Origin of the sequence: Acinetobacter colistiniresistens, assembly GCF_000413935.1 — a bacterium.
Taxonomy (GTDB): Bacteria; Pseudomonadota; Gammaproteobacteria; order Pseudomonadales; family Moraxellaceae; genus Acinetobacter; species Acinetobacter colistiniresistens.
Genome location: NZ_KE340380.1, coordinates 559,348 through 571,466 on the forward strand (window position 1 = coordinate 559,348; position 12,119 = coordinate 571,466).

15 protein-coding genes are annotated in these 12,119 nt (G+C 37.9%); 13 read left to right on the forward strand and 2 right to left on the reverse strand.

Going from position 1 to position 12,119, the window contains the following annotated elements; all coding sequences use genetic code 11:
* The first annotated feature begins 154 nt into the window (after positions 1–154).
* From F907_RS07515 to F907_RS07465, 11 genes are all read left to right on the forward strand, one after another.
* On the forward strand, positions 155–463 hold the full coding sequence (locus F907_RS07515) for an HvfA family oxazolone/thioamide-modified RiPP metallophore (RefSeq protein WP_016652413.1): 309 nt from the start codon (positions 155–157) through the stop codon (positions 461–463).
* Between the two features lie 69 nt (positions 464–532).
* Positions 533–1,396: an HvfB family MNIO-type RiPP peptide maturase gene (locus tag F907_RS07510; RefSeq protein ID WP_016652414.1), complete on the forward strand. Its 864-nt coding sequence runs from the start codon at positions 533–535 to the stop codon at positions 1,394–1,396.
* The gene (locus tag F907_RS07505) at positions 1,347–2,111 is read left to right on the forward strand and encodes an HvfC family RiPP maturation protein (RefSeq protein ID WP_016652415.1); all 765 of its coding nucleotides are present in this window, start codon (positions 1,347–1,349) and stop codon (positions 2,109–2,111) included. The genes F907_RS07510 and F907_RS07505 overlap by 50 nt, the downstream gene beginning before the upstream one ends.
* Positions 2,108–2,728 carry an RNA polymerase factor sigma-70 gene (locus F907_RS07500; RefSeq protein WP_016652416.1) on the forward strand — a complete coding sequence of 207 codons (621 nt, stop codon included), beginning with the start codon at positions 2,108–2,110 and terminating at the stop codon, positions 2,726–2,728. The genes F907_RS07505 and F907_RS07500 overlap by 4 nt, the downstream gene beginning before the upstream one ends.
* Positions 2,722–2,901 carry a zf-HC2 domain-containing protein gene (locus F907_RS07495; RefSeq protein ID WP_016652417.1) on the forward strand — a complete coding sequence of 60 codons (180 nt, stop codon included), beginning with the start codon at positions 2,722–2,724 and terminating at the stop codon, positions 2,899–2,901. Before F907_RS07500 ends, F907_RS07495 begins: the two co-directional genes overlap by 7 nt.
* Before the next feature lie 191 nt (positions 2,902–3,092).
* Positions 3,093–4,082, forward strand: a complete 990-nt coding sequence (locus tag F907_RS07490) for an acyl-CoA desaturase (RefSeq protein WP_016652418.1) — start codon at positions 3,093–3,095, stop codon at positions 4,080–4,082.
* Positions 4,079–5,356 (forward strand): NAD(P)/FAD-dependent oxidoreductase, encoded by a 1,278-nt coding sequence (locus F907_RS07485; protein WP_016652419.1) that lies wholly within the window; start codon positions 4,079–4,081, stop codon positions 5,354–5,356. Before F907_RS07490 ends, F907_RS07485 begins: the two co-directional genes overlap by 4 nt.
* A 13-nt stretch (positions 5,357–5,369) precedes the next feature.
* Positions 5,370–6,185 carry a DUF1365 domain-containing protein gene (locus F907_RS07480; RefSeq protein ID WP_016652420.1) on the forward strand — a complete coding sequence of 272 codons (816 nt, stop codon included), beginning with the start codon at positions 5,370–5,372 and terminating at the stop codon, positions 6,183–6,185.
* Positions 6,160–7,359, forward strand: a complete 1,200-nt coding sequence (locus F907_RS07475) for an SAM-dependent methyltransferase (protein ID WP_016652421.1) — start codon at positions 6,160–6,162, stop codon at positions 7,357–7,359. The genes F907_RS07480 and F907_RS07475 overlap by 26 nt, the downstream gene beginning before the upstream one ends.
* Positions 7,360–7,393: 34 nt before the next feature.
* Positions 7,394–8,173, forward strand: coding sequence for a DUF1295 domain-containing protein (locus F907_RS07470; protein ID WP_016652422.1), 780 nt, complete (start codon positions 7,394–7,396; stop codon positions 8,171–8,173).
* A gap of 8 nt (positions 8,174–8,181) precedes the next feature.
* Positions 8,182–9,231, forward strand: a complete 1,050-nt coding sequence (locus F907_RS07465; RefSeq protein ID WP_016652423.1) for an SAM-dependent methyltransferase — start codon at positions 8,182–8,184, stop codon at positions 9,229–9,231.
* Between the two features lie 53 nt (positions 9,232–9,284).
* Here the strand turns inward: F907_RS07465 and F907_RS07460 are convergent, their stop codons facing one another.
* A complete protein-coding gene (locus F907_RS07460) occupies positions 9,285–9,986 on the reverse strand; it encodes an SDR family oxidoreductase (protein WP_016652424.1) in 702 nt (233 codons plus the stop codon).
* Positions 9,987–10,381: 395 nt separating this feature from the next.
* Between F907_RS07460 and F907_RS07455 the strand changes: the two genes are divergently transcribed.
* Positions 10,382–10,723: a hypothetical protein gene (locus F907_RS07455; protein ID WP_016652425.1), complete on the forward strand. Its 342-nt coding sequence runs from the start codon at positions 10,382–10,384 to the stop codon at positions 10,721–10,723.
* A 27-nt stretch (positions 10,724–10,750) separates the two neighbouring features.
* Here F907_RS07455 and F907_RS07450 read toward each other — a convergent pair whose 3' ends face one another.
* The gene (locus F907_RS07450) at positions 10,751–10,987 is read right to left on the reverse strand and encodes a VF530 family protein (RefSeq protein ID WP_003651786.1); all 237 of its coding nucleotides are present in this window, start codon (positions 10,985–10,987) and stop codon (positions 10,751–10,753) included.
* Positions 10,988–11,479: 492 nt separating this feature from the next.
* On the opposite strand from F907_RS07450, the gene F907_RS07445 reads away from it, so the two are divergent.
* Positions 11,480–12,115, forward strand: a complete 636-nt coding sequence (locus tag F907_RS07445) for a CDP-alcohol phosphatidyltransferase family protein (protein ID WP_016652426.1) — start codon at positions 11,480–11,482, stop codon at positions 12,113–12,115.
* The last annotated feature ends 4 nt before the right edge of the window (positions 12,116–12,119 follow it).

Here is a 12,119-nt window from a genome sequence, read left to right on the forward strand (position 1 = left end):
TCACACCGAATAGGATTGAATGATCATTAGTCGGGTGAATATTGAATTTCTTACATGAATTTTTTTATTTGCACTGTAATAAATCAAGATTTAATCCGTCTAACTTTATGTACCTGTGTACAAACCGAGAAATAACCTTAAAAGGAATAGAACAATGAGCAAACTTAATTCAATGACTTCAGTCGCAGCATTATTAGCACTTTCAGTTGCTGGCGTAACCCATGTCGCTGTTGCAGCAACACCAACAACCACAGAAACACATGCCAGCAAAGCTGCGGATGGAAAGTGTGGTGAAGCGAAATGTGGTGCCAATAAAGCAAAACATCAGCAAAAATCTGCTGAAGCGAAATGTGGCGCAGCGAAAAAAGCAGCGGATGCCAAGTGTGGTGCAAGCAAGAAAGCTGCTGATGCAAAATGCGGCGCGGATAAAAAGATGGCCGATGGTAAGTGTGGCGCTAAATAATCAACTAAGCCTGGGATGATGCCGGTCTAAGCTTTAGACCGACATCATTTCGATAACAGGAGCATAAACATGTTTGAATTGTTTGGTGTCGGACTGGGTTTAAGGCGTGAGTTTATTGATACTTTTTTAAGTGCGGACAAACATCCTGATTTTATTGAAGTTGCACCTGAAAATTGGATGGGTTTTGGTGGTCGGCATGCCAAGTTATTGGCTCAATGTGTTGAGAAAGCACCTTTGATTTGTCATGGCTTATCTTTGTCCATTGGTGGACCGCATCCACTGAATTTAGAATTTATCCAACAGGTTAAAAGCTTTTTACAACGCTATGATGTTCCGATTTACTCAGAGCATTTGAGTTATACCCACGATGCGGGCTATTTATATGATTTATTACCGATCCCGATGACAGAAGCAGCGGTTGATTATGTAGCGGAACGAATTTTACGTGTACAGGATATTTTGGGGCAGCGACTGGTGATCGAAAATGTCTCTACGTATTTAATGCCTAATGCAGAAATGCATGAAGCCGAATTTGTACGTGAAGTACTGTTAAAAGCAGACTGTGAATTACTACTTGATGTGAATAATGTCTATGTGAATAGTATTAATCATGGCAGCGATGCCTATGCTTTTATTCAAGCGATGCCGAAAGAACGAATTCGTTACTTGCATATCGCGGGTCATGAACAAATTGAACCAAACCTATTGATTGATACACATGGTGCTGCAATTAATGATCCTGTTTGGCAGCTTCTAGAATATACCTATAAAGTTTGTGGCATAAAACCCACATTATTAGAACGGGACTTTAATATCCCGTCATGGCCGCAGCTACAAGATGAGTTGAAAAAAATCAAAATCATGCAACAACCGGAGAGCCGTGATGGAAGCAAAGCCACTATTCTTTCAGACCACGCAACAGCAGTTTTGTGATTGGGTTCGTGATCCTGAATTAGAGTTACCACCGAACTTTGCTGGTGCTCGGATGCAGGTCTATCGTGATTTGTTGTTTAATAATGTCTGCTCATTTATCAATTTGGTTTTCCCTGTCGCACGTTCCATGTTGCCTGAATTACAATGGCAGCAATTATTAGCAGAGTTTTTTAAAAAATGTCGTTGTCAGTCACCGTTCTACAATGATATTTCTTTACAATTTCGTGAATACTTAACTGAGCAGCAACATCCTGTATTGCAAGAATATCCTTGGTTAGGCGAATTATTGCAGTATGAATGGCTGGAACTGTATTTAGATACAGTTGAAATTGAATCCCCAACGTGGGAGCAAGATCAAGATCAAGATTGGCAATTCACTACTCATGTATGGGTATTGGCCTATCAATATCCTGTCTATCATTGGACAACCGCAATGACACTTGAACAGGTAGAACGAGTACCAAGTGCGATTATGGTGTGGCGAGATGATCAAGATCAGGTCTGTGTTGAAGCTTTGTCCCCTTTATACGCCGTCATGATAGAACACATACAGCAGAATGGATTTGTTGAACAGACTCTACAGCAATTGATTAAGTCAGTTCTTCCTGATTTTGATGAAGAGGAAATTCAACTACAAATCTCTGAGTTAAATGCATTATTAACTCGGTTAAGATTACTTCATGTTCCCCATAATAATGATGAGATACAGGGATGAGTTCAGCTTCGGCACCGAATCAAGATGACCTCTTACATCAATTACATAATCCTGCTTTTTTACAGGACCTAAGACAACAAATGATTAAATTTGCAGTTTTACAGCTTTCCTCATTGCAGCAGGCAGAAGATGTGGTTCAAGAAGCACTGGCCAGTGCTTTTCAACACCTAGATTCATTTACGGGGCGGGCTGCTTTTAAAACTTGGGTCTTTGCGATTTTAAAAAATAAGATCATTGATTTGATTCGACAAAAATCCCGGTTAGTGAGTATGAGTGAACTCTTTAAAGATGAAGAAAGTGAACTCAGTATTGATGCTTTATTTGATGCTTCAGGACATTGGCATAAATATGAAGCGCCACAAGCTTGGCTAAGCCCGGAAGAAATGATGGAGCAACAAGATTTCTGGATTATTTTTGATGCCTGTCTGAATCACTTACCCGCAAAATACGCTCAGGTGTTTATGTTAAGAGAGATGATTGAGCTGAGCTCTAATGAAATTTGTGAAAAGCTTGAACTTACAGTCTCAAATTTTAATGTCCTCATGTATCGAAGTCGAACGCGTCTGCGCGAATGTTTGGAAAATAAGTGGTTATTGCAGGAGGATTGCTCATGCTGACCTGTCGCCAAGCCACCCAACTATTATCCGAGAAGCAGGATAGAGCACTTTTATTACGAGAGCAGAGCAATCTACAACTGCATTTATTGGCTTGCCGTTCCTGCCGCCGTTATGGAAAGCAGATCAGAACTTTGTCTCAACTTTCGAAAGAATTTAAAAAATTTGATCATTAATTTATTTTATGTGGCAACTTCGATTGCTCTCTATGTATGCTTTCGTATTCAAGATAATTAATTTTCAAGATAAACCGATGTTTTCATAATTTTGTATTAAGATGAATAATGATACTTTAAGCTTCACATAAACTTCATATCAAATTTTCTAAAATCACAATTATAAAAAAGAGGTAGGTCAGGAAGAATCAATGTTTAAATTTTTTCTGGGATGGATAGATAGTTGGTCAAATACCAATACGCTTGAATCAAATCAGGTTGATCGTTCTAAAATCGTCAAAGATACTCAAGTGCAATGGTTGAGAATTATTCCATTTATTTTACTGCACATTGCTTGTCTCGCTGTGTTTTGGGTGGGGGTTTCATGGTTTGCAATTATTTTCATGATCATATTTTATCTGGTTAGAATGTTTGCAATCACCGCCTTTTTTCATCGTTATTTATCCCATAAAACATTTCAAACTTCACGGCCAGTACAATTTATTTTTCTTCTGATAGGTACAATGAGTGCGCAACGTGGTCCACTTTGGTGGGCAGCGCACCATCGGTATCACCATCATTTTACCGATACTGAGCAAGACCCACATTCATCATTACATGGTTTTTGGTATAGCCATGTTGGATGGTTCTTGAATGAACAGAATTTCTCAACGCGTAAAGAAGTCATCAAGGATTGGCTAAAATTTCCTGAGATCATTTGGTTAGATCGCTTTAATTTACCTATTGTTCTAATGACTGCTTTTGCTATTTATGTATTTGGCGAATGGCTCGCTGTTGCTCATCCGAATTTAGGCACTTCTGGGCTGCAATTATTGGTTTGGGGTTTTGTTATTTCAACCGTGTTATTGATTCATGCGACTTTATGTATTAACTCACTTGCCCATTTATACGGCAGTAGAGATTTCGATACCACGGATAATAGTCGTAATAATCTGTTCCTTTCGATCATAACGCTAGGTGAGGGTTGGCATAACAATCATCATTATTATGCTGGTAGTACGCGTCAAGGTTTTTTTTGGTGGCAAATTGATATCACCTATTATGTTTTAAAAGCAATGTCTTGGCTGGGTTTAATCTGGGGAATAAAACCTGTGCCACAACGTATTTATGCTGCTTATAACAGTCAAAAACAAAGTCTTAAAATGAACCCAATCAAAACTCAAACGAAGGAGTCTTCATGAAAATTGCAATTGTTGGCTCTGGTATTTCTGGAATGTATGCTGCTTGGAAACTTTCAAAAAAGCATCATGTCACTATTTTTGAAAAAGAGAATTATTTTGGTGGGCATACCGATACCCATGAGTTTAGTATTGATCAAAAGAATGTAACCATAGACAGTGGTTTTATTGTCTTCAATGCGTATAACTATCCACTTTTTAGCGCCATGATTGCTGAATTAGGTGTACAAGCGCAAAGCAGTGACATGAGTTTTTCCGTCAATAATCTGGTGACAGGGCTACAATACAATCCTTCAAAAAAATGGTCATTATTGGTTCGACCACAAAACTTTTTAAATAAAAACTTTCGGGTGATGCTGTCGGATTTACTTCGCTTTTATAAAGAAAATAAAGATGTTTCTGTTGAAGAAAGTCATCCTGAATTAACCATTGATGAGTATTTAAATCATCATGGATATTCTCAGGTGTTTAGAGATGAACATCTGTATCCAATGTGCGGGGCGCTTTGGTCAAGCCCTGTCGATCAAGTAGGCAATATTCCCTACAAGTTCGTGGTAAGTTTTTTTCAGCATCACCGTATGCTGCAATTAAAAGATCGACCACAGTGGCAAACTGTTAAAGGTGGTTCAATATCCTACATCTACGCGATTCAACATCATTGCCCAACGATTATCTGGAAAAAAAATCAAGTAAAGCAAGTGATCAGAAGCAAAGATCATATTTCCATTGTGACAGTACATGGGCAAGAGCAATTTGATTGGGTTATTTTTGCAAGTCATGCCGACGACACTTTAAAACTATTAGATGAGCCTTCAGACATAGAGCGTGAAGTCTTAGGCAGTTTTGATTACCAAGATAATCGTATGGTAGTACACCATGATACATCGATTATGCCAAAATCTAGATCACAGTGGGCAAGCTGGCATGTTCATGTGACTCTCCAAGCTCAAAATGAACAATCGACCTTGACTGACAAGGTTCACTTTGGCTTTACCTACTGGATGAACAGTTTGCAAAATTTGAATTGTAAAACACAAGTTTTTTCTACACTTAATCCCAATACACCGATCGCTAAAGATAAGATTTATATTGAAAGACATTATCGGCATCCCGTATTTAATAAAACTGCGCTTGAGGCCCAATCTCGTTGGCATGAAATAAACGGCAATAATCGTAGTTCATTTTGTGGTGCGTATTGGGGTTGGGGATTTCATGAAGATGGGGCAAGAAGTGCTGAACGTGTTGTAGAACATTTAATGACTATAGCTGATGAATAGGGGTGAACTGAAAATGTTAGAGACTCCACTTGCTATCGCGAAAGCTAAAATTAGACATCGCCGATTTACCCCTAAGGTGCATCAATTTAAAGCAACATTGAGCTATTTATATTTTGATCCAGATCAGATAACAACGAAACTCAGTCATTCATGGCTATGCTCAACAGCACACTGGAATATTCTAAAGGTAGATGCAAATGATTTTTTGCAGGGCTATACAGGGAATTTAAGGCAAAGAATAGAAAAAATCTTATTGCAACAAGTGGATGCGGTCTTGCCGATACAATCAGAAATTCGTGTATTGGCTTTACCACGAATGCTTGGTTTCAGTTTTAATTCAGTGGTGTTTTATTTTATTTTTAATAGTCAAAAACAGCTTATTTTTATCTTAACTGAGATCACCAATACGCCTTGGAAAGAACGCAAAGTTTATGTGCATGATTGTCGTGATAAGTTAGAACAGCATTCTGAGTATCATGGCGTAGAGTTTGAATTTCAAAAAAGTTTTCATGTTTCTCCATTTATGCCGATGGATATTCAGTACAAATGGCGCTTTAACTTTTCTGATGCTCAAAACGTGATTCATATGCAGCTTTATCAAACACAAAAATTAATTTTTGATGCAACGATGCTTTTCGAATTAGAAAATATCACAGTTCCTTCACAGCTCAATCTTTATGCTGTTCATTATGTTTTTGAACCTTTCAAAATGCTCGCTTCGATTTATTTACAAGCATTTTATTTATGGCGAAAGAAAGTTCCATTTTATCGGCACCCTAAAAAAGATAAGGATTTAAAACAAGATGATCAAAACGCTTATTTTCGGTGAAAACGATTCACTGCCATTAGTTTTACGCAGCTTGCTCAAACTTCGTCATGGTCAAATTAATTTCCGTGGTGAATGGAATGGCACGGTAGGTGAAATTTCTGATTTAGAGGCAACGATAGAGGTACATAATAAAGCCCTCATTGATCTAATTTTTAAAAATGGTGTACTTGGAGCTGCAGAGGGCTATATTCAGGGGTATTGGAGCAGTGAAAATTTAGTTGAACTGATCCAAATTTTAGCGAGAAACCGTCATGTTCTCGATAAAATTAATCAAAATATGCTTTCGCAAGCAAGCCAACTGATTTTAAAAGCGTGGTACAAAACACGTAAAAATTCATTATCAGGCAGCCGTAAAAACATTGCAGAGCACTATGATCTCAGCAATGATTTTTTCAAGCTCTTTCTTGACTCTTCCATGATGTATTCCAGTGCAGTCTATCAACAAACAAGCATGACATTAGAACAAGCATCTGATTATAAAAAAGAATTGATCTGCCAAAAATTACAATTGAAACCCATGGATCATCTCGTTGAAATCGGAAGCGGTTGGGGCGGTTTTGCGATCTATGCGGCCCAGCATTATGGCTGTAAAGTCACCACAATTACGATTTCACAAGCGCAATATGATGAAGCAATCCAAAGAGTTGCAGATGCTGGTCTAAGCCATCGAGTTAATGTCCAACTTAAGGATTATCGGCTACTAGAGGGGAAATTTGATAAGTTAGTTTCGATCGAAATGATCGAAGCTGTGGGTGAACAATATTTATCAACCTACTTTAATAAATGTAGATCCTTGCTTAAGCCATCTGGTTTGGGATTGATCCAAGCCATTACCATTGAAGACGCACGTTATAAAAAAGCCTTAAGCACTGTGGATTATATTAAGCGCTATATTTTTCCGGGTAGCTTTATTCCATGTATTAGTGTGCTGACCCAAGCCGCATCTGAACAGAAATTACGTTTAAAACATCTTGAAGATATTGGGCTTAGCTATGCTGAAACGATTCATCAATGGCGTGAACGTTTTTTAAATGCCAGACCACAAGTATTGGCATTAGGTTTTGATGAAAACTTTATTCGAATGTGGGATTTCTATCTTTGTTACTGCGAAGGTGGCTTTAAAGAAGGTGTAATTAGTAATGTACAGCTGTTATTTGAAGCAAGCCCTTATTAACAATAAAGTTATTTGATACGTCAAGGAGACAGTCATGTTGTGGCAATTGTTTGTACTTGATGTTGTCGTGATGACAGTTTGCTGGTTATGGGCAACATATAACCACCGTGCAGGTATTGTTGATGTGGCATGGAGTTTTTGCATTTTCCTGAATATTGTCATTACTGCTTGGTGTGTAGATGTCGCTCCAGAGAATGTCACATGGTTTATAGGTGTTCTGAGCTCTGTCTGGTTTTTACGATTGAGTGTGCATTTATTTCGCCGTTATATGGCCGAGCACGAAGAAGATCGCCGATATGCCAATATGCGGCTAGCGATGGGAAAATATCAACACCTTGGCTTTTTTGCTTTTTTTATGTTTCAAGCGGGTTTAGCAATTTTATTCAGTATTCCAATGTGGAGTTTACTGAATGTGCCAAATACAGTGTGGAATAACCAAAGCAATGATCTTCTCATTATTGCAAGCATGATTATGGTGGTTGCATTTATGGGGGAAGTAATTGCAGACCAGCAATTGTACCGTTTCAAGCAAAATCCACAGAATCATGGAAAGACGATGGATCAGGGGCTATGGAAATACTCTCGTCATCCAAATTATTTTTTTGAATGGATACATTGGTTTGCTTACCCAGTAATCGGGTTGGCGGCAGGGTTATATAGCCTGTGGATTTATCCTGTTTTGATGTGGTTCTTTTTGTATTACATCACGGGAATTCCATTTAGTGAACAACAAGCATTAAAAAATCGAGGTCAGAATTATCTCGATTATCAAAAACGAACTTCTATGTTTATTCCATGGAAACCCAAACAATAGGTGAGCGTATGGACTTTATTATTCAGCAATCATTGAAACTCGTTGAGAGTGGTCTAGTGCCCGATCAAGCGATTCGTGCAGCAATTCGTACATTAAGCAAAAAGCGTTTGATTCAAGAAGGTCGTTATGATCCAGAACAGGGTGCTCAACGCTATATGGATGTATTGAATATGTTGAAGCAGAGTGAAATTGCGATTGAAACAGACAAAGCCAATGAACAACATTATGAGTTGCCAACCGCTTTCTTTCAGGCGGTTTTAGGCAAAAGATTAAAATACAGTGCCTGTTTTTTTGCTGATGATACAACCCAATTAGATGAGGCAGAAGAGTTGGCACTGCAAGTTTACAGCGAACGAGCGCAATTGCATGATGGTCAAAATATCTTGGAACTCGGTTGTGGTTGGGGTTCTTTTACATTATGGATGGCGGAGCATTATCCGAACGCTAAAATTACTGCTGTATCCAATTCCGCAACGCAACGTCAATACATTTTAGCTGAAGCGGAAAAACGTGGTCTGCAAAATATTAAAATCATTACCTGTGATGTCAATATACTCGAACTAAAAGAAAATTCATTTGATCGGGTTGTTTCTGTAGAAATGTTTGAGCACGTTAGAAACTATCAAAAATTATTTCAGAAAATTCAATTATGGCTCAAACCTAATGGATTGTTATGGTGTCATATTTTTTGCCATCGCTTCTTACATTATCCATTTGAAATAAAAAGTGAATATGATTGGATGTCTCGCTACTTCTTTACAGGAGGATTAATGCCAGCAACGTCTACATTTTTGCATTTTCAAACACATTTAAAGTTATCACAGCATTGGCAATGGTCAGGTACGCACTACGAAAAAACAGCAAATGCCTGGCTGGAAAACATGGATCGTAACGCTGGACAATTAAAACCACTGTTCGAGAAGGTATATGCACAGCATGCCGATGCTTGGTGGCAACGTTGGCGTATCTTTTTTATGGCTTGCGCGGAATTGTTTGGATTTGAACAAGGACAAGAATGGGTCATCGGTCACTTCCTGTTCAAAAAGAAAACCGTATAATTTAAATGAGAATCTACCAGTAGATATGTTTATGTTTATTTTATTGAGAGTGATTAGACAGAGCGCGTTAAACCACCATCTACTCGGATATTCTGTCCTGTGATATAAGCAGCACCATCCGACGCTAAGAAAGCCACTGTAGCTGCAATCTCTTCTGTTGAACCATATCGTTTCATTGGAACACTATTGGTACGTTCATCTGTTTTGGGTAGGCTATCAATCCACCCAGGTAAGACATTATTAATACGAATATTATCAATAGCATATGTATCAGCACAAATCTTGGTAAAAGCTGCCAATCCTGAACGGGCAACGGCAGACGTTGGAAATAGTGAACTAGGCTCAAATGTCCATGCACTGGAAATATTTATAATCACGCCGCGCTTTTGTTGTTGCATGATCGGAATCACTAAACGAATAGGGCGTACAGCATTGAGAAAATAAGTATCTATACCATCATGCCAATCTTGATCTGTTAATTCTAAAATTCCTTTGCGTGGGCCATGTCCAGCACTGTTGACTAAAACATCTATACGTCCCCAACGAGCAAGCGTTTCATCAATAAGGCGTTGAATATCATCTATTGATTGGTTAGATCCAGTAATGCCTAAGCCATTCAGTTGATCTGCAAGAATTTCACCTTTACCTGATGATGATAGAATTGCAACTTTGTATCCATCTGCGGCTAGTTTTTTTGCAACAGCTGCACCCATACCACTTCCTGCGGCCGTAACAATAGCGACTTTCTCAGTCATGATTTTTACCTCTATAATGTCATTCTGAATATGAGATAGTTAGCTCATTTTAAAATCATATTAAGGTTCAACCGTGTGCTGATCAAACGATAAATTTTCGTTAATGCCAGTAGAAAATCTACAGGCTTGATCCGTAATCCAAAGATATGGAAAGGTTTTAATTATTATTCACGCCAAATTGATAGGGTTGCATTCCACTTAAACAAGCCACGCGGATTTGCGTAGGTTCAACTAATACACAAGTCAAGTAGCCGCTTAAAATATCAATAATGAACAACTTTTTAGAAATGTGTGTAATCCTGAACATGTACGGTTACAACATGTGTAAATTGCTAGATTCTCTCATCAGATTGTTCCAGTATAGATTTAGACATTTGAATTTTAGGACAATGAGCATGGCATTGAGACATCGTATATTATTAAAATATCTTGCTATTTTAGGTTTTGTGGCAAGTTCTGCTGTGATGAGCAGCGTAACTTTTGCAAGTTCTGAGCAGGCATGGAACAAGCATGATCAGGAAATAAAAGCGGCTTGTATAAAAGCGAGCCAACTTAAAAATGCCAAGACAGTGAGCAATGTCATGCTGTTTGATGATCGTGTTGGATATTCGGCAGTCTTGATTGAAGGAAAATATCCGCAAGCACATATGAAAAACAAAACAGAGCAAGAACTGTGTTTATGGAATAAGACATCGAAAAAAGCGTATTTGACTGAAGCAAACATGAAAGTGCATTGAAGTCATAGCCACGCAGCGTTTTGATCGCTACGATTTCTGTTTGGCTTTTTGGCGTAAGACATACAAATATAAGCTTTCTACTTTTTCACGTGCCCATGGTGTGGTGCGTAAGAATCGCAACGATGACTTAACACTTGGATCTATGCAAAAACATCTAATTTCAATTTTACGACTTAAGCCTTCAAAGCCGCCGTAGTAATCCAATAATTCATCCAAAATGTCAGCAAGTTTTTTGCCGTGCAGAGGGTCATTGGAGGCGTTCATAATAGATCAACCATATCTTGGGAGGCCATCATTATAACCTGAGCGAGTTGAAAAATGAGAGGGTTTGAATTTAAGCGTAATTAACATAGAAAATTACAGCTTATCTTCCTATTGATGTGTGCTGAAATAGCAGGAGACATTCACTTGAGAGATTCTAGGCAGCCAACTTGTAAAAATCTTCTGCCATTTGATTCAGTGTCTTAAAATCTAGACCTTTCTTTTTTTGGAATAAGAACTCAAAGTCAGCAACGTGAATTATGATCGTAGATCATCACGTTACTGAGCTGTGGCAACAAACAGGTTGTGTAGGCTACAGTCTTGAATATCATATTTAACATAATATACATTATACGAAATAAAACCATATTAATAATTTGATATGTAATGACATTTTATAATGTCCACTTTCTTTCAAATCCTGATGTATGTTGACATGCACTTAAATATTAAACACAATGCTTTCACTATATAAATGTGTTTATTCCAATAACAATGCCTTCGATTTATCAATTAAAACCAGCATTTCAAAATTTACTTCGCCCATTTGTACAATGGCTTTACTCAAAAAAGATCACGGCGAATCAAGTTACGCTCTTAGCCATGTTTATCTCTGTTGGATTAGCTGTCGCACTTTACTGCCTACATCTTTACCAACAGCCTTTAATCCTGTTTTTATTATTTCCTGTATGGATGTTGGTTCGTATGGGTTTTAATGCAATTGATGGCATGCTCGCACGTGAATTCAATCAACAATCAAAACTTGGCGCATATTTAAATGAAATTTGCGATGTCATCTCCGATTCAGCGCTTTATCTATGTTTTCTAGGCTTAGCCTTTATTAATTCCTATTTATTAGGTTTGGTCGTATTTCTGGCAATTCTGAGTGAATATGCTGGCGTTATGGCACCTTTAATTGGTCAGGAACGTCGTTATGATGGTCCTATGGGCAAAAGTGATCGTGCATTTTGGTTTAGTTTAATTGCAGTATGTGTCAGTTTTAGCCCATATTTAATTGAAAATAACTACACAAATTCAATCATTTACATCTGTAATGGACTGCTTGTTTTTATTGCAGCACTATTGGTTTTGACAATTTATAACCGTATTAAAAATAGTATTCAACTTTAAGGAA

Bases quoted from the DNA above. Each gene is read 5' to 3' on its own strand.
- F907_RS07465 (WP_016652423.1), top strand. From the start codon at position 8,182: ATGGACTTTATTATTCAGCAATCATTGAAACTCGTTGAGAGTGGTCTA.
- F907_RS07460 (WP_016652424.1), bottom strand. From the start codon at position 9,986: ATGACTGAGAAAGTCGCTATTGTTACGGCCGCAGGAAGTGGTATGGGT.
- F907_RS07485 (WP_016652419.1), top strand. From the start codon at position 4,079: ATGAAAATTGCAATTGTTGGCTCTGGTATTTCTGGAATGTATGCTGCT.
- F907_RS07455 (WP_016652425.1), top strand. From the start codon at position 10,382: ATGGCATTGAGACATCGTATATTATTAAAATATCTTGCTATTTTAGGT.
- F907_RS07510 (WP_016652414.1), top strand. From the start codon at position 533: ATGTTTGAATTGTTTGGTGTCGGACTGGGTTTAAGGCGTGAGTTTATT.
- F907_RS07470 (WP_016652422.1), top strand. From the start codon at position 7,394: ATGTTGTGGCAATTGTTTGTACTTGATGTTGTCGTGATGACAGTTTGC.
- F907_RS07505 (WP_016652415.1), top strand. From the start codon at position 1,347: ATGGAAGCAAAGCCACTATTCTTTCAGACCACGCAACAGCAGTTTTGT.
- F907_RS07495 (WP_016652417.1), top strand. From the start codon at position 2,722: ATGCTGACCTGTCGCCAAGCCACCCAACTATTATCCGAGAAGCAGGAT.
- F907_RS07500 (WP_016652416.1), top strand. From the start codon at position 2,108: ATGAGTTCAGCTTCGGCACCGAATCAAGATGACCTCTTACATCAATTA.
- F907_RS07475 (WP_016652421.1), top strand. From the start codon at position 6,160: ATGATCAAAACGCTTATTTTCGGTGAAAACGATTCACTGCCATTAGTT.
- F907_RS07450 (WP_003651786.1), bottom strand. From the start codon at position 10,987: ATGAACGCCTCCAATGACCCTCTGCACGGCAAAAAACTTGCTGACATT.
- F907_RS07515 (WP_016652413.1), top strand. From the start codon at position 155: ATGAGCAAACTTAATTCAATGACTTCAGTCGCAGCATTATTAGCACTT.
- F907_RS07445 (WP_016652426.1), top strand. From the start codon at position 11,480: ATGCCTTCGATTTATCAATTAAAACCAGCATTTCAAAATTTACTTCGC.
- F907_RS07490 (WP_016652418.1), top strand. From the start codon at position 3,093: ATGTTTAAATTTTTTCTGGGATGGATAGATAGTTGGTCAAATACCAAT.
- F907_RS07480 (WP_016652420.1), top strand. From the start codon at position 5,370: ATGTTAGAGACTCCACTTGCTATCGCGAAAGCTAAAATTAGACATCGC.